Below are 17,266 nucleotides of genomic sequence, written 5' to 3' on the forward strand. Positions count from 1 at the left end.
GTGATATGGTAATAGGTGGTGGGTAAGTGGATGGCTGATACTGGACGATTACGCTATGCAAGCTTTTTAACAATATTAGTTATTTGTGCTCTTTTCCTGGCGGCCAGGCTGATTTATTTATACGTGGCTGATCCGAAAAGATTCCCTATTAATACTGTCAAAATTGTTGCAAGTTATCATCATATTTCTCATAAGGACCTAGAGATAATCCTAACGAAGTATGTTGATTCCAGCTTTTTTTCACTGCCGGTTGGCAAGCTATATACTGATTTAGCTGCCTTTGACTGGGCAGATCAGGTTCAAATTGAGCGTATCTGGCCTGATACTTTAAAAATTACTTTAGTGGAGAAAATCCCTGCAGCCACATGGAACGATGCCATGATGACTGAAGACGGAGAATTGTTTAATTATGGGGGACGATTAGATTCTTCACTACCTCATTTGAGTGGACCTGCGAATCAACAGAAGGAAGTCTTACAAGTTTACAAAAAAATGAGTAAGATATTATCAATATATGGTTTGCATGCAGCTTCACTAGAGTGGCGTGATAATCGAGCTTGGGAGCTTAGCTTAGCTAATGGCATACAGTTACGCTTAGGAAAGCGGGATTTGGAAACACGGATAACCCGATTCTGTAAAGCATATCCTGCTGTTTTTGCAGAACGGTCGGATCAGTTGGCAAGTGTTGATTTACGTTATCCGCGAGGCATGGCGGTGCAATGGAAAAAATAAGCGGGAAGATAATGGCAAAAAAATTAGAAAAAAATATCATCACCGGTTTGGATATTGGCACCTCAAAGGTAGTTGCGCTTATTGGTGAAGTAGCGGCAGACGGTGCAATTGAAATTATAGGTATCGGACGTCACCCCTCCCGCGGATTAAAACGAGGTGTAGTTGTTGATATAGAAGCGACGGTTAACTCCATTCAACGAGCTGTTCAAGAAGCAGAATTAATGGCTGGATGCGAGGTACGAACGGTTTATGCAGGAATTGCGGGTAGCCATATTCGTAGTTTGAACTCTCATGGAATTGTCGCCATTAAAGATTTAGAAGTTTCTCAAGCCGATGTAGAGCGTGTACTTGATGCAGCGAAGGCTGTAGCTATCCCGGCCGATCAAAAGATTCTTCATATTCTTCCTCAAGAATTTATTATCGATAATCAAGGTAGTATTCGTGAACCAGTAGGCATGGCGGGTGTGCGTTTGGAAGCTCGAGTTCATATCGTAACGGGTGCGGTCAGCGCTGCGCAAAATATTGCTAAATGTGTACGGCGCTGTGGTTTAGAAGTCAGCGACATCATTCTCGAGCAATTGGCCTCCAGTCATGCAGTGCTAACTGAAGATGAAAAAGAACTAGGGGTTTGTCTTATTGATATTGGTGGAGGTACCACTGATATCGCGGTTTTTGCGGAAGGTGCGATTCAATTTACAGCAGTAATTCCTATTGCGGGCGATCAGGTAACGAATGATATCGCCATGGCATTACGTACTCCCACAAAAGCTGCGGAAGCTATCAAAGTCAAGCATGCTTGTGCCATGCCTGAATTAGCCAATCCTAGTGAAATGATAGAAGTGTTAAGTGTTAATGAGCGGCCTGGACGCAAAATATCTGCAAAGGTACTTTCAGATGTTGTTTCTGCGCGCTATGAGGAATTGTTTTCGTTAGTTCGCAATGAACTGCGACGCAGTGGATTTGAACAACGAGTTGCTGCTGGCATGGTGATGACTGGCGGAGGCTCTTGCGTGCGTGGTGCTATTGAATTGGCTGAAATGTGTTTCGAAATGCCTGTACGCCAAGGGTGTGCCCACCAAGTCTCTGGCTTGGTTGAAGCAACAGTTAATCCTTCCATGACCACAGGAGTCGGTTTATTGTTGCATGGGTTTCAACAGCAGTATGAAGGTGGTTATAATATTACCACTCTAAGCGATAGCGGCAAAGGAGTGTGGGCACGAATGAAAGAATGGTTTAATGGTAATTTCTAGTAGGTTCAATCCAGATTGGTTACATGATAATTTAGGATAGAGCCTCAATATTGACAGAATTTTTGAGGGGAGAGGTCAAATGTTTGAATTAACGGAGAGTCAGCTAGACAATGCCGTAATTAAAGTTGTTGGTGTTGGCGGTGGCGGTGGTAATGCAGTTCAACACATGGTTACTGAAAATATTGATGGTGTTGAATTTATTTGTGCCAATACTGATGCTCAAGCGCTCAAAAATTCAAATGCGAAGGTTCACATTCAGCTCGGCGAAGAATTAACTAAAGGTTTAGGTGCTGGGGCTAACCCCCAGATAGGACGCGAAGCTGCCGAAGAAGACCGAGAACGCATCAAAGAAGTCCTGGCTGGTGCTGATATGGTATTTATTACCGCAGGAATGGGAGGCGGAACTGGAACAGGTGCCGCGCCAGTTTTTGCTGAAGTGGCAAAAGAATTAGGTATTCTCACCGTCGCGGTAGTTACCAAACCCTTTGCTTTTGAAGGAAAGCAACGCGCCTTAGCTGCCGAAGAGGGAATTCGTCGTTTGGGTGAGCACGTTGATTCCTTAATCACTATTCCTAACAATAAGCTCTTAAGTGTATTGGGTAAAAACATTAGCCTTCTAAATGCTTTTAAAGCAGCTAATAACGTTCTTTTAGGTGCTGTGAAAGGTATTTCTGATCTCATCACTCGTCCAGGTTTAATCAATGTGGATTTTGCCGACGTACGCACAGTCATGTCTGAAATGGGAATGGCAATGATGGGAACAGGAAGTGCTACTGGCGAGCAAAGAGCACGTCAAGCTGCTGAAGCGGCCATTGCTTCGCCCTTGTTAGAGGACGTTAATTTTTCTGGTGCTCGTGGAATTCTGGTCAATATTACCGCTGGACTCGATATGTCTATTGGGGAATTTGAAGAAGTCGGCGATGTGGTGAAAGAGTTTATCTCTGACGATGCTACCGTTGTGGTTGGTACCGTTATTGATCCTGCAATGACTGATGAAATGCGTGTAACTGTCATAGTGACAGGTTTGGGAGATCAACGAGGTCGCCATCAGCAACAACAAACTATTATTAGCACAAAGAACAGAATTGCGGAGACCACTCGCAGCGACGGCTCATTGGATTACCAGCAATTTGATAGACCCGCTGTGATTCGTAAACAAGCAGCTGCTTCTACAAAACCAACCAGTGAAGCTTCAATCCCTGATGTTGATTATTTGGATATCCCTGCTTTCTTGCGTCGACAAGAGGAAAGTGTTGAATAGTCAGACCAGCTCGTAATAGCTTTAGAGGTATAAACCTGTCTTTCATGTGGTGAGTCTCCCGATTGAAGCGCTTGCTCTTTAAGGAGATTCATTGCATGCAAAGTGAGGAAGTATACAGGGTTTTGACCTGTCTCATAGGCATTACGCTGATTATTATAAAAAAATTAGACTAATCAACAGATTGTTGATATGATTTGGTAGTTTATTGCGCGCTTAAAAAATGGGATATCAAAAAGGTGATTACTGAATGATAAAACAAAGAACTCCTAAGAAAGTCATTCAAGCAACAGGTGTCGGTTTGCATTCCGGAGAAAAGGTTCTACTCACCCTGCGTCCCGCTCCCATCAATACAGGTATTGTTTTTAGGCGTATTGACTTAAACCCAGTGATAGAAATTCCCGCACTTTATGATCAAGTTGGCGATACAATGCTCTGTACCTCTTTACAGCGCGATGGTGTTAAGGTTGCTACCGTGGAACACTTGCTGTCTGCCTTCGCAGGGTTAGGCATTGACAATGCTTATGTAGATATTAATGCACCAGAGCTTCCCATTATGGATGGTAGTGCTGCCCCTTTTGTATTTTTGATTCAATCGGCAGGAATTCGCGAGCAAAGTGCTGCAAAACGATTTATTCGTATATTAAAACCCATCCGCATTGAAGATAATGGCAAATATGTCCAATTTCTTCCTTACAATGGCTATAGAGTTTCATTTACTATTGATTTTGATCATCCTGTATTTAATGACAGACCTCAGACTGCGACCTTTGATTTTTCTAGTACCTCTTATGTAAAAGAAGTGTGTCGTGCACGTACATTTGGTTTCCTGTCTGACTATGAGAAATTGCGTGAAAATGATTTAGCCAAAGGCGGTAGTCTAGATAATGCGATTGTCGTTGATGATTATCGCGTCTTAAATGAAGATGGTTTACGCTTTGAATCGGAATTTGTTACTCACAAAGTACTGGATGCCATCGGTGATTTATATCTTCTAGGTTGTGGATTAATTGGTGCCTTTGAAGGTTATAAATCAGGACATGGTCTTAATAATCGACTTTTACGCGAGTTGATGGTGCGTCAAGATGCTTGGGAATATACCTATTTTGATGCAGAAAATTATCAACCAACCATGGCCGCAGATTTTTTACCTGCCGAAGCATAATCTTAGAATGAATCCAAATGCTGGCATAGTCTGAGCAAAGGCATGCTTATCCAAGATTTTTCAAATTTCATATTCAATATGTACTATCTCTTTGCGTAAACTCTATAATGCCAAGGATGGCGTCTCATAAATTGTTATCAGATATCAGATGAAGAATAAATTTACAAAGATTAATATAGAAACGCTAATATTGGTTGCGGTTTGGGAAGCTCCTTTTATTTTTCAAGGCTGCTTTAAAATTAGGAAAGAGGACGACGCAGTTAATTCTTCTCTTCTTTTCTTCAGATGTGAAGGTTACCATTTGCATCAGACAGCAATAGTTAATGAATTTTCTCCGAATGAATATATATTTACCCATCTGTATCGCAATTCAGTTCGTTTGTCATTAGAAAACTCAGAGTTAGAAGATAAGCATGCCCTTTATCTTTTGAAATACGCGTTAGACTTAACTTTGAAATCAATGTTGGAAAAACAAAAGCAGGATCTTATTTATAGAGATGAAGTTGTCACAGAGACAATTGCCGCAAAAATTGCGCCCATTTTACATTATGGTTCCTGGAGTGACAAAGTCGAAGATATTGGTTTTGCTGTGGCGGTTGATTTTAATCCGCAAGAAACGATGGGGGAGGCTGCTGTATTAGCTTTACTCGCTGAAACAAAGTCGTTACATGCAAAAATAAATTGATTATGAAAGCAAGGCATGACAATTAAAATCAGTAATGCTTACTTCGGCAAACTCCAATGCTTCTTAGAGCACTACTAAACCAATTGAGTAATGTCTGACATTCTATACACAAGGTTATCCACAGAATTTGTGGGTAACCTAATTGTCAATAAGCAATGGAAAAATGTATTCGAGCTATATTTAGCAAGGGACAATAAAAATTGAGAAAAAAGAGTTAAGAGATTTATTTTGGGATAGATAAAAGTTATCCACAGAGGGATATCGAGTTGATAAAATTACTAGCTTTACGATAATAGCCAAATAAATTTTGAAAAAACAGTCTTGACAGCAAAAAATTTTAAAAAGAGGTTGTTAATTTTGTTCCGTAGACAGTTGTTGCAAAGCTTTTTTGAGTGGTTCGTAATTACATTGTTCACTTGCAATACGAATGGTATCGCGAGCGCTGTTTGACAATGGAATGGTTTTGTTTTTGTTACACGTCGCCAGTTGATGAGAATTTTCCTCAATAACGGTGATTTTTATCCCTACAAGCTGATAAAGTCCTGCTTCTCTTCTTAATTTGTCGCGTAACTCAGGGATGGCATAACGCAACTCGGTTGCCCATGCTGAATTTGTGATCGTCAGCGTTAGAGAACCTCTGAGGAAACTGCCAACATTACAATAATTTACTAAATGCGCGGGTAAATAGGTTTTAACCAGGGCATTTAACCCTTCCAACTCTATAGCATTCTGACAAATTTCTAATAATTGCGGGTTTAGGCAGCGATTAATACGACGCATATAGTCTTAGATAAATTGATAACCTGACAAGTATACCATTATTATTTCTTAGACATAGAAGATATACCAGAAACGTAATGGATGACAGGATCTGCTATCTGCAATATCATTAGGCTTTTAAGTGACAGTGATTTAAAGGACAACAATGACGGACAGAAGTGTCGTATATTTTGCAAGACTGCATTGGATTTTATTTTTCTGGCCCTTAGCGCTTGCATGTTTTGCCATTTTTTTAGGTACACAAATTAACCAATTAAAAGAAGTGTCACTCATGTTTCTTGGTGTTGCTTTTATTTGGATATTAATGACCTGGGTAACCTACCATTTTTCATCACTTACCATTAAACAAAAACAGGTAATACTTCGTACAGGAATGTTGGTTAGACAAACAGTTGATATTCCTCTTTCTAAAATAGAGAGCATTGATATTCGTCAATCAATTTTGGGTAGTATTTTTCGCTATGGCTCATTGGTAATTACAGGCACTGGTGGCACGCGTCATGTTATGAATTTTCTCGATAAACCGCTAACCTGTCGACGCTATATCGAACAGCTTATGCATGAGTAATGAACATTGGTCCAGGTTGTTTTTTAAGCAACCTATTATTGCAATTTCTCCTTTAAAAGGTGGGCGTCAACACCAGACTGATTTAATTGAACTCACAGATGGTAGCAAATGGGTTTGTAAAAAACTCACTGGCAGTACCTGGCTTGGGATAATGAATTCTGCACAATTTAGGTTTACCGAGGTAATTGCAACACATGTCGCCAATAAAACAGGCTATACTTATGCGCCAAAAACCCTTCCTATTCCAAAACGGTGGGTAGAAGGTACACAAACTCATTTACTCATTACTCCTTATTGTAAAGGTAAATTAAGAGCGACAGTTACGCAGGAACAAGCATTTTTACTAGGAAAATTGCTGGCAAAATTGCATCAATTAAATTTGCCAAAGAAAGGAGGACAGGCTTTTCCATGTATTAATTTACCTGAGAATCAATCTTATTCACCTGAAGTTAAATTGCTTGTTGAGCAATCTAATGCTTCCTTGCAATATGACAGTCAAAACTGGGTTGTTAGCCATCGAGATATCCATTTAGAAAATATTGTATGGAAGGATGCAGAAAAGCCGCATTTAATTGATTGGGAGAGTGCAGGACTGATTCATCCCTTTGTCGAATTAATTGGTGTGGCTATGAACAGCTCTGGCCTGGCAGTAAAAAAGTTCGAAAAGAATCTCTTTCGTGCTACTTTAAGAGGCTATGCGCAGATTATGGGTAATTTACCACAAGCAAACGAGCACTTATGGGGCCTGATTTTTCATAGCTGGCTTCTCTGGTATGCCTACAGTCTCAGAAGAAACTGGCAAGAAGATGCCGAGCAAACCTTGCAAGTCATTAAGCTTATTAAACTGAAAATGAAAGAATTACAGCATCTCTATGCTGATTAAGACTATTTTTTAACTTTATCTAAAGTTTGATAAAAAAAAGAATTAGATAAAATTAAATATTTTAGAAAACACACAGTAAAAAAATTTGAACTTGAATATTAGGTACATGTAAACAAAGCTAAATAGGGGAAAATAGTAATAAAATTATAAAAGGGTAATCTGAAATAACATTCCCATTTTAAAATGGTGAGACATTATTAGCCTTCCATTAAGTAAGCAATCTTAAATATAATTTTATTAGTTTAGTTTTATCATTTTATTGTCATGTGCATACTTAAACCACATAGTAACGAAAGAAAAAATCACCAAAATGATGACTACTAATGGAGGGGAGATCGAACTTTGTGTTTTTCTCAAAAGCATTAGAGATAATAAGGGGGTTAAACCTGCAGAAATGCTTGCTGCAGTTGAATATAATAAAGATAAAACTGTACAGCGCAAATTGAAAGGAAACATCTCTGCCAACATCACTGGCACAGTGGCATAATAAGCTCCTGCCGGAATTGATATCAGTGCTTGTATTAAAATAAACTGATTATAAGTTCCATAGGATAGCAGATAAAAAAATGGTTGAAGTAGCAACAAAAAACCAACGATTGCAGCAACAATAATTCCTTCTCGCTTTACTTTGTCAGATAATTTTCCAAAAATAGGAAAAACACACAATAAAACCATTAATGAAATAATATTAGATTTAATAATCTGGTAGTCTGTAAAATTTCCATAGATATGAGCTTGTGTTGGACCATAGATATATATCTGAAACGTTGTAGCAACCCCTAAGCTACTTAATGCAAATACATATAAACATTTCGATTTATATTTAAATAAATATTGTAAAGACTGATTGCATAAATTTTTGAGTTTTGGCCTAGTATTATTTGCATAATAATTTATATATTCTTTGCTTTCCGGGATAAACATTCGTATATATAAGCCTATAGAAGAACCTAATAAGGCTAGAATAAAAGGAATGCGCCATATAGCCCATCCTAATTCAGGGTAGCACTCTATTAAGTAGGTGATTATTAATGAAAATAGAGATGCAACTAACAGGCCTGCCATTGTCCCGAATGAGGCCCAACTACCTGAATAACCCTTATTGGATGTTTCGGCATTTTCTATAAGATAAGCTGAGGAATTAAGATATTCGGCACCACAAGAAAAGCTCTGAATAATACGCAATATCAAAAGACATGCTATTGAAGCAATACCAATTGAATTGCTAGAGGGAATAAAACCGATTAAAGTTGTAGAGATTCCCATGCTAAGTATAGAAGCTGCAAGAGTAATTTTTCGCCCATAAATATCGGAAAATAAACCCATAAATATTGCGCCAATAGGTCTTGCTAAATAACCAGCAAAGAAAGTGGCGAATACGATGAGTAACCCCTTGGTGACATCTCCAATCAAATATTTGGCCAGATAAACCGATAGTAGTCCACATAAGGCCAAATCAAAAGCCTCAACAAGGTTTCCTAGCATTCCAGCAACAAGGATACGTGTTTGATGCTTCATTACAATTCCAGCCTTTTTTGTAATTCAGTTGCTGTAATTAAGCTGTCATGGTTTGCAATATGATCAAAAAATAAAAATCCATCCAAATGATCTACTTCATGCTGAAGTATACGTGCTTCAAGCCCGCTTGCACGTTTTTTAATAAAATTTCCATTGAGGTCAAAGCCAGAGTATTCGATCTCCATTGCTCTGGGAACCTCTCCTCTTAACTCACCTGTATTTAAGCAACCTTCATAGCCAGTTTGTATTTCTTCAGATAAATTTTTTACGGTTGGATTAATTAATACCGTGTCAGGAATGTGCTCATCAATTTTTCTTGTTTTAGTATAAGTAGTTCCAAAAACAATGATTCTTTTACTAATACCAATTTGTGGAGCAGCGATGCCTACAGCACCCTTATCTTTCATAATTTCAATCATATCTATAATAAGGCTTTTTAGCCAAGCAGAACCAAAATCTGACCTAGAAACGGGCTCGGCTTTTTCTCTTAATATAGGATTGTCTTGTTTAAGTATTATTCTCATAATTCACCTGGTTATTTATAATGAGTTTTAAAGTCGGTTTATGCGCAATGAAAGTTTGTTGTTTTTCTGGTAAGGGAATGGTTTTGATTATGTTCCGTAAACAGAATTGTCCCATATTTATGAGGGTATCGAGATTAGTTAACAATCTACTTTTTGTAACTTTATCGCTTGTTTTTAATGCAAAAGAATAGACTACACGGTATTCAGCAAACCGAGCGGGAATTGCAATACCTATGCTGAATTTTTGTGCTTCTAATTTATAATGACGTAAACGATTTTCTTTTGTTTTTGGGTAAAGCTCCTCCCAATATTGTGCTTGATCTTGTTGAATGAACTTATCATGATAACTTTTATCTAACTGCCATAAATTATGCTCGATGAGATTACACTCAATGGAAGGATGAGAAGATAAAAAGAATAATTCATTTTTTGGATTTATTAACGCTATTGCCAGGTAATCAATTTCCAACAGGCCAATTACGTCACTAAATATCCTTTTGACTGTTCTGTAATGCTCAAAGAGAAAGTCTTTCGCCTGTGGGTGAAGGGTGATTGAAGGGTTAACATCCATTTATTATATTCTACTTATTGCATGACATTTTCCGATATTTTTCTTCATAAGAAGAAATTGAATCTATTGCCAAGTTAATGATTTTTTCTAGATTTTCTTTCGAAGTGTCTATCTGGCGAACATCTCGTATTAATCCTAACACAAAGTCAGCATAATCGTCAGTATTTCCTGTTTCTTCTCTGTATAAATGATGGCTCTTCTTAAGAATATAATGTAGTAAATCGTCATCAATAAGCTGGGTTTGATGTGATTCACTTCTTTCTTGTTCACCGAATAACAACCATCCGGCAGTTACATTTAACTCTCTAGCTATATTTAGGATTCTTGCATAATCAGGTAGAGCATCTCCACGAATATAACGCCGACATATTTGTTCAGATACTCCAGCAAATTTAGAAAGGGTTTGAATGCAAATACCACTAGGCGATCTTGATGCTATGTGCCCTCTTAATTTCATAATCTCAATTAGCCTATGTGAAAATTCTTTGTACTTACCAATTCCCATAACGAATTCCTACCATGATTTAGGATGAAGAAGTTAACACATAAATTATTAGCATTCAAAATTATATTTTTTATATTAAATAATCTTAAATTATTGGATTTATAATGATAATTGTTTCTTGTTGTTAATTTAAGTTTCGTTATTGAGTGTTTTTTGATAACATTCCCAAATTAATATTTATTATTCAATGCATTGCTCGAGAATGCGCTGTCTTTGGTTGTATTGCTATTATTTTTATATAAGAAAGGAAAATGGAATTTATGAACAATATTTCTAATACCTTGAGTTTAGCCTGTAAGAAGCAAATTGATGAAGTTTGTAAACCAATGGCAAATATAGATCTTAAGTACCTTGTAATGTATCTCATTTTTAATGATGGTAGATTATTGATTCTTTCTAATATACCTCCTCTTGTTCAACGATATTATCAGGAAAATTTATATAAACAGGATTATAGCTATACCTATAAAATGATTGAGGCGGCATATGAAGGTTATTATTTATGTAATGAAGTAGAGTTTTCCTCCCCTGAGTTTAAAAAAATCCTAAAAGAAAAATATAATATTTATCCTATCTATAATATAGTTAGACGATGTGCTGAATGTACTTTTGTTTTTAGTGCTATCCGTGGTGCTCCAGTTAAATCTGATCAACTTTTTTACAAAAAAACGATTAGGTCCTTTGAAAATTTTTGTGCTAATTTTGTTGATGCATTTCTTGAGGTGATTATTTATCGCCATCCTAAATATAGATACTCCTTTATTTTGACAAACCAAACATATCGTCATGCAATAATAAAAGGCGGCTATGCCGAGAGTGAAACAATCTCAATGAGAGAGCAAGAATGCTTATGGCTTTCTGCACAAGGTAAAACTGTGAAACAAATTGCACAAATTCTTAAAATAAGCCCCTACACAGTTGAAAAATATTTAAAAAATATTCGTGAAGCATTTAATTGTCATACCTTGATTGAAGCTGTCATCGAGGGAATTCATAGAGGAATGATAGGTAGGGTTAATATAAATAAAAAAATCATTAGTTCTGATACTAAGTAAAAAAGTTCGAAAAGAATCTCTTTCGTGCTACTTTAAGAGGCTATGCGCAGATTATGGGTAATTTACCACAAGCAAACGAGCACTTATGGGGCCTGATTTTTCATAGCTGGCTTCTCTGGTATGCCTACAGTCTCAGAAGAAACTGGCAAGAAGATGCCGAGCAAACCTTGCAAGTCATTAAGCTTATTAAACTGAAAATGAAAGAATTACAACTGCTCTATACGGAATTTAACCTTATCTAAAGTGACTTACTATGAAAAAGATTGATTTGCGCAGTGATACGATGACAAAGCCTGATAAAGGCATGTTGCAGGCAATGATTCATGCTGAAGTTGGAGATGATGTCTGGAATGAAGATCCAACTGTTAGACGCCTGGAAGAAATGATAGCCGACAAGGCTGGTATGGAAGCAGCCGTATTTGCACCCTCTGGAACACAATCTAATTTAATGGGACTTATGGCACATTGTGAGCGTGGTGACGAATACATTGTTGGTCAAACCGCTCATACCTATCGTTGGGAAGGGGGCGGGGCTGCTGTCTTGGGAAGTATCCAACCGCAGCCTATTGATTTTTCTGACGATGGTAGTCTTCCTTTGGATAAAGTGGCATTAATGATTAAACCTATCGATGATCATCATCCCCGTACTAAATTGTTATGTCTCGAAAATACAACAAATGGTAAGGTGTTACCCCTTGATTATCTTAAAACCATACCTCAATTTTGTCGTGAACATCGGATTGCCAGCCATTTAGATGGTGCTCGAGTTTTTAATGCTGCAGTTAAATTAGGCGTTCCTTTAGAAACGATTAGCAGGAATTTTGATTCTATTTCCATTTGTTTATCAAAAGGATTAGGTACACCAGTCGGTTCTGTACTTTGTGGCAGTAGTGAATTAATTAAGCGTGCGAGACGTTGGCGTAAAGTGTTGGGTGGAGGTATGAGACAAGCCGGGATTTTAGCAGCTGCAGGCATTTATGCGTTGGAAAATAACGTAGAGCGTTTAAGGGAGGATCATGAAAATGCTTTTTACCTTGCTAGCGGCTTAACAGAGTTTAATAGCATTGAAGTGGACCAGCAATCACTGCAAACAAATATTTTATGGGTTAAATTTAAACATCGCTATAGCGAATTACAAATCTATCTCCAGCAAAAGGGCATTTTATTCCCTCTGGCAAATTCACAAGGGACAGTAAGACTTGTTACTCATCTTGATGTTACAAGAAATGATATAACTCTTACTCTGGAGACAATTAAAAATTTTTACAAAAGTATCAGCTTCAATAATTCCTAACGTAATAGAGTGGAGGCCAAGCGTAGAATTCCACTCCTGTTAGCTAATTTGCAATTTTCAAATAGGACAGTCAAATTGGTACCTAGGCAAAAATTGGTAGAGTCGAAATTAAATGCTAATAAAATCAGTGCGACGTCTGACAATTTTTTAAAACTGAAAGTTTTTGCTTTTCAGCCCGATGAAAAATTTTATTTTCGCTCCTTTGAAGAGCGTCTGCAGATAGTAGAGGAACGAGTACTTCTTGCCAAAAAAATGGTACAAGGTAGTGTGGAACAAGAAGACAATCGCGATCCCCTGGAAAGCAAAAAATTTAAATGGTTTGGCTTTAAAGACACTAAAAGTCAACTTAAAAAATTAGAATTAGCATCAGATGCCACGCAACCCTTGGCAATTTTTGTTGCCCCGGAATATTTATTTAAAAATTTATCTGGCCTTTGTTACCAACGTTACTATACCTGGGAGCAAAAGAATGCGTTCAAAAAAAGATTAAGGGCGCTATCCCTCGATACCGATATGCTCATTGTCCCTGGAACAATTTGTTGGTATAAGGAGGCGAAGACCAGTCAAAATATCTATTATCGGAATACAGCTTATTTCTTCTATCGTGGCAATATCCAAAAATACAAAAAAAGATATCCTCATACATGTTATGATTTTGATTATACGGATGAAGGCTTTTTAAATTTAATGGATTTGCGTCGACTGTATTTCAAATCCGGTGAGAAAGATGCCGCGGTCAAAGATTATTTTGGGATGAAATTAGGTGTTGAGATTTGTTACGATAGTGTACGAGGTTCATTAGCGCGAGTTATTAAAGAAAAAAACATTCCCTTAGACATACAACTTATCATTGCCGATGGCGCCAAAGAGGCTACTATTGTCGAACGAGATGGGTTGTTACTTATTAAAATAGAAAGAAATGCGGAAGAATCAAAAATAGGCAGAATCATCATCAAGGATAATAAAAACGCGGAATTAATCCCCGCTATGGCATCGAACTGCTTTGAAACGAATGATTTAATTTCTTTTCAATTTAGATAATTTTCAATGTGTCAGGGAATCAGGATTAGCAATAAAATCTGCAACTGCACTTGCTTCTCGTGAATTGCTACATCTTATTGTCCATGGAGTCTTCTCTATCATGGCATAAAGCTGGCGTAGTTACTCGTCATGAGCAAAATACATTATTTTTAAGCCAGTCGGATTTCGTATTTTTAGAAACCTTAGAAGCACCTATAATGGCGTAACGTAAGAACAAAGGCTTATGTTAGGGAGAAGGATATTGACCAATAGGTAAAGATAAGTGGTTAAGTCTTGCAACGGTCACTGTTGCTAAGAGGATGTCACCAAAAGTATCTTAGGCGTCTTGGTCAATGCCAAGCTTGCTCACCATACCTTCTTTTGACTTCCGAAATGGTTTTGTTAGCCGTGCAAGATTTTTAACCACAACTCTATAATATCAAGGCTTAAGACTTACAACAATTGGATTTGATGCTTCTTTTGTAAAGATCTCGCAAATTTCAATTTGGTTAGCCGAGATAGGGCGTAAGGTTGGTTTTTTCTATACAAAAGTTAAACAAAAAGATTCATATTGCTTATTAGGAAAGCTGTTTACCCAGGGGTATATATACTCACGTAACACGTCATTTTTCGTGGATATACGTGGATATAATAGTCAAATAGACTCAAAAATTTCTTTAGCAAGACGAAATGAATACCTTCATTAATAATCCAAGTGGTAAATCTCCCCAATCACAAGGATAGTGTGAGGAGATTGAAATTTAGATTATAGGAGACGCTTGGGAAAAAGAGATCTGTTCACTATCGCTTTGCATTTCTACGCTGTCTTCTTCACGTTTCAGTATAGTTCTTATCTGCCTGCAAAAAAATGCCTCTTTATAACTGTCATTGCTTGGATTAAGAAAGGTATAAATGCTCAGAAAATAATTGATACTTGTATTATCAAGATCACTTAATTTAAATCCTGTACCTACTTTCATGAAACATTGATTAATAAACTGAACAGCAAGGTATTCTTTGTTATCTTTAAATTGATTATATAAATGCTCAATAACAAGTTTTTTATCTTGCAGCATTGCCGCTTTGTAGGTAGGAAACTCTTTGAAATTATCATTCGCCATTTTCACAAGGTCTGAAAATGGTGTGGTATAAAGCTGGTGAATTGTTTCAAAAATTTCGCATTTTATACGTTGTGATTGTAGAAACTGGCTAGGGAGAGGGGGTTCAACATATTGTGATTTGTCATCAGGAGTTGGTTCAGTTGAATTACTGTATTGTTGAAATATTGCATTAATTATGTCGAAGGGATTTGTAAAATTTAACCAATTACTGTCTTCCTTGATTCTTGAATTTGTTTGCTCTTTAAATGCAGGAAATCCTGGAAATGCTGGATTTTGTGCATCTGCTGTCTCAGCACCCTGGTCATCTGCATCTGTACCCCGCTCATAAGCAAACGCAGCACCTTGCCCATATGAATACGCTGCGCCTTCTGTAGCCTCTGTGCTTTCCCCCACACACTCAATATTTTCTTCATATCCCTGGGGTGAGTTCGTTTCATCTTCAAAAAGAAGAAATTGGGCAAGACATTGACCAAAATCAATTAAGGTAACTTGGAGATGTGTATTATATTCTACTAATCCCCAGTTAGTATTTCCTCTATCTCCTCGCCCAAGAACTGTCAATAACACTGCACAAACACCAAGTCCGCGTACAGGTTTTGAGTTTCCTTGCTGAACCTCAACATCCCCTTCAGAATTAATTTTGTAACCGAGAATGGTTTGCGCATTGTAGTTATATGAGGCTTTCCAAGTTTGGAAATGCTCCATAAAATCCGATCCTATGAACAATTCATTCACATTCTTGCCATGAAACCGATTATATTTGGCGGTGCAATGAGGACTAATTGCGCGTATTAAATCACCACAAAACCCCTCTCTTGAGATTGCGAATAGTTCTTCATTAGCTTCAATTTCATCAGCATATACACTGTCATAGAAATATTCATTACCAACAAGATCACCTATCTTTATTATGATTTTCTTTTCACTATTATGTTTTTTAGCAATACAAACAACAGAATTACCCTTAGGTCCATCAGAAAAACGTGTAAAGAGCGTTGTTTTTTGTGGGGTTTTTTTAGATATTTTAAAAAAATGCAAGATACACCTCTGTTTGCTAACGATTAACAATTACTCATTTTAGTAAATGTTGTCTTTGGCCATATTTTGCGCGAAGCATAGCAAAATTTTTTATAGCGTCAAGGTCAAGAAGTTATCAATACTGTATTTAGTAGTAGATGTAGGTTTAAAAATTTGCACGCATTTAAGTATCAGTTAAATCTATACGAATACTTGTTTTTATTTTTTTAGTAGGTGATTAATCTGATTAAATGGATACGGAGTTGACTTATCCTTTTGAATTTCTTTATAAAATCTATGCATTTTTTCAGCAATTGAAGCATGTTTAGATAGAAGATCACTAATTTTATCCGGTAAATTACTTGGGAATTTGTTTGCCAAATAATTACTTAAAGTATCATCCCAATTTTTATTATCAATATAACTAGTAAGAACACTATGTAATAAGTTAACGAAATAACTGCCTCTGTCATAATTTTTGTGATCGTTTATAAAATTTAACTCAACCGTTGATAAATCAAACTTGTTAGATAATGCCAAACCAAAATCACTGAGATAAATACTTTCTTCATCCGCTAAAATGTTATGGAAATGAGCATCCATATGAAGAAAATTATTGTCATGCATAAACTTGAAAACCATTTCAAAAGAATTATGCAATTGTTCAAGGTAGTTGATTGAATCTGATTCTGGGTAATTTAGTAGAATATCTTTTAAATGTTGGTATAAATTTTTAGGGAAATGTTCAAGAAATAATAAAAGACTCGCGTTGGCATTGTTTAAGCTATCTACTCGCTCTTTGATATTCGGGTTATTTTCCCAATAATCTAAATAATTTGCGATAGTACCCCAATAAGAAACATCCGTTTTACTTAAACGATCTGGGATAATTCGCCAATTATACATAATCGGAAAATGAAGACATTGACCAGTAATCACCCAATTGGTTGTCATAACATGTGCTGCGAGTTCACGCCACACATTAAAACCAGCCGATCCAATCCCATATTGATAGCACATTGGTAAGTCAAAAATATTAGCGGTGGACATGAAAATATCCAATTCTAATTCAGTAATGGGAACTTGCTTTACAAATACGGGAATATTCTCGATTTCTATTCGAACAGAAGTCCCTCCAATGCCAGTATGAATTTCTTTTCCACTTAAGAGAGCATCAATTAATTGCTGATTGCTCATGCACGCTAGTGTATTGGAGACAACAGTATATTTTTTAGTTCGCGTAGACATACTATTCACGTGATTTACTGATTGTGGCGGATAAGATTGTAACAGTTCTTTTTTAAAGCTTCATACTTATCC

General features: G+C 36.9%; 18 protein-coding genes and 1 other RNA gene. 11 read left to right on the forward strand and 8 right to left on the reverse strand.

The features are described from left to right. Positions 1-30: 30 nt before the first annotated feature. The 5 genes from PXX05_RS00200 (at position 31) to PXX05_RS00220 (ending at position 5,090) form a co-directional block, all read left to right on the forward strand. A complete protein-coding gene (locus tag PXX05_RS00200) occupies positions 31-732 on the forward strand; it encodes a cell division protein FtsQ/DivIB (RefSeq protein WP_275089045.1) in 702 nt (233 codons plus the stop codon). Positions 733-743: 11 nt separating this feature from the next. After that, a complete protein-coding gene (ftsA, locus tag PXX05_RS00205; protein WP_275089046.1) occupies positions 744-1,982 on the forward strand; it encodes a cell division protein FtsA in 1,239 nt (412 codons plus the stop codon). Between the two features lie 79 nt (positions 1,983-2,061). Then, positions 2,062-3,243: a cell division protein FtsZ gene (ftsZ, locus tag PXX05_RS00210; RefSeq protein WP_275089047.1), complete on the forward strand. Its 1,182-nt coding sequence runs from the start codon at positions 2,062-2,064 to the stop codon at positions 3,241-3,243. Between the two features lie 247 nt (positions 3,244-3,490). Then, entirely contained in the window at positions 3,491-4,405 is a 915-nt protein-coding gene (gene lpxC, locus PXX05_RS00215; RefSeq protein ID WP_275089048.1) for a UDP-3-O-acyl-N-acetylglucosamine deacetylase, read from the forward strand. 148 nt (positions 4,406-4,553) lie between these two features. Continuing rightward, entirely contained in the window at positions 4,554-5,090 is a 537-nt protein-coding gene (locus PXX05_RS00220; protein ID WP_275089049.1) for a hypothetical protein, read from the forward strand. A gap of 351 nt (positions 5,091-5,441) precedes the next feature. Here PXX05_RS00220 and PXX05_RS00225 read toward each other — a convergent pair whose 3' ends face one another. After that, positions 5,442-5,870, reverse strand: coding sequence for a DciA family protein (locus tag PXX05_RS00225; RefSeq protein ID WP_275089050.1), 429 nt, complete (start codon positions 5,868-5,870; stop codon positions 5,442-5,444). Positions 5,871-6,015: 145 nt separating this feature from the next. On the opposite strand from PXX05_RS00225, the gene PXX05_RS00230 reads away from it, so the two are divergent. Then, positions 6,016-6,438 carry a PH domain-containing protein gene (locus PXX05_RS00230; protein ID WP_275089051.1) on the forward strand — a complete coding sequence of 141 codons (423 nt, stop codon included), beginning with the start codon at positions 6,016-6,018 and terminating at the stop codon, positions 6,436-6,438. Further along, entirely contained in the window at positions 6,431-7,321 is an 891-nt protein-coding gene (locus PXX05_RS00235) for a phosphotransferase (RefSeq protein ID WP_275089052.1), read from the forward strand. Before PXX05_RS00230 ends, PXX05_RS00235 begins: the two co-directional genes overlap by 8 nt. A 237-nt stretch (positions 7,322-7,558) precedes the next feature. Here the strand turns inward: PXX05_RS00235 and PXX05_RS00240 are convergent, their stop codons facing one another. From PXX05_RS00240 to PXX05_RS00255, 4 genes are read right to left on the reverse strand one after another with little or no spacing between them, the layout of a single operon-like run. Continuing rightward, positions 7,559-8,839, reverse strand: coding sequence for an MFS transporter (locus PXX05_RS00240; protein WP_275089053.1), 1,281 nt, complete (start codon positions 8,837-8,839; stop codon positions 7,559-7,561). Continuing rightward, on the reverse strand, positions 8,839-9,363 hold the full coding sequence (gene def / locus PXX05_RS00245; protein ID WP_275089054.1) for a peptide deformylase: 525 nt from the start codon (positions 9,361-9,363) through the stop codon (positions 8,839-8,841). Before def ends, PXX05_RS00240 begins: the two co-directional genes overlap by 1 nt. Further along, a complete protein-coding gene (locus PXX05_RS00250) occupies positions 9,347-9,934 on the reverse strand; it encodes a flagellar biosynthesis protein FlgJ (RefSeq protein WP_275089055.1) in 588 nt (195 codons plus the stop codon). The genes def and PXX05_RS00250 overlap by 17 nt, the downstream gene beginning before the upstream one ends. Before the next feature lie 10 nt (positions 9,935-9,944). Continuing rightward, the gene (locus PXX05_RS00255; RefSeq protein ID WP_275089056.1) at positions 9,945-10,439 is read right to left on the reverse strand and encodes a helix-turn-helix domain-containing protein; all 495 of its coding nucleotides are present in this window, start codon (positions 10,437-10,439) and stop codon (positions 9,945-9,947) included. A 260-nt stretch (positions 10,440-10,699) separates the two neighbouring features. Here PXX05_RS00255 and PXX05_RS00260 point away from each other — a divergent pair, with 260 nt between their 5' ends. The 4 genes from PXX05_RS00260 (at position 10,700) to PXX05_RS00275 (ending at position 13,829) form a co-directional block, all read left to right on the forward strand. Further along, a complete protein-coding gene (locus tag PXX05_RS00260; protein WP_275089057.1) occupies positions 10,700-11,494 on the forward strand; it encodes a helix-turn-helix transcriptional regulator in 795 nt (264 codons plus the stop codon). Between the two features lie 53 nt (positions 11,495-11,547). Beyond that, a complete protein-coding gene (locus PXX05_RS00265; RefSeq protein ID WP_275089058.1) occupies positions 11,548-11,736 on the forward strand; it encodes a hypothetical protein in 189 nt (62 codons plus the stop codon). 11 nt (positions 11,737-11,747) lie between these two features. Further along, positions 11,748-12,788, forward strand: a complete 1,041-nt coding sequence (ltaE, locus tag PXX05_RS00270) for a low-specificity L-threonine aldolase (protein WP_275089059.1) — start codon at positions 11,748-11,750, stop codon at positions 12,786-12,788. Between the two features lie 75 nt (positions 12,789-12,863). Beyond that, on the forward strand, positions 12,864-13,829 hold the full coding sequence (locus tag PXX05_RS00275) for a nitrilase-related carbon-nitrogen hydrolase (protein ID WP_275089060.1): 966 nt from the start codon (positions 12,864-12,866) through the stop codon (positions 13,827-13,829). Between the two features lie 253 nt (positions 13,830-14,082). On the opposite strand, the gene ssrS is transcribed toward PXX05_RS00275, so the two are convergent. The 3 genes from ssrS to PXX05_RS00290 all read right to left on the reverse strand — a co-directional run bounded on the left by ssrS (position 14,083) and on the right by PXX05_RS00290 (position 17,194). Continuing rightward, positions 14,083-14,241, reverse strand: a non-coding RNA gene (gene ssrS, locus PXX05_RS00280) — 6S RNA. A 328-nt stretch (positions 14,242-14,569) separates the two neighbouring features. Continuing rightward, a complete protein-coding gene (locus PXX05_RS00285; protein WP_275089061.1) occupies positions 14,570-15,967 on the reverse strand; it encodes a hypothetical protein in 1,398 nt (465 codons plus the stop codon). Positions 15,968-16,165: 198 nt separating this feature from the next. Further along, a complete protein-coding gene (locus PXX05_RS00290; RefSeq protein WP_275089062.1) occupies positions 16,166-17,194 on the reverse strand; it encodes a protein kinase family protein in 1,029 nt (342 codons plus the stop codon). Between the last annotated feature and the right edge of the window lie 72 nt (positions 17,195-17,266).

The organism is Legionella cardiaca (assembly GCF_029026145.1).
Classification (GTDB): Bacteria; Pseudomonadota; Gammaproteobacteria; order Legionellales; family Legionellaceae; genus Tatlockia; species Tatlockia cardiaca.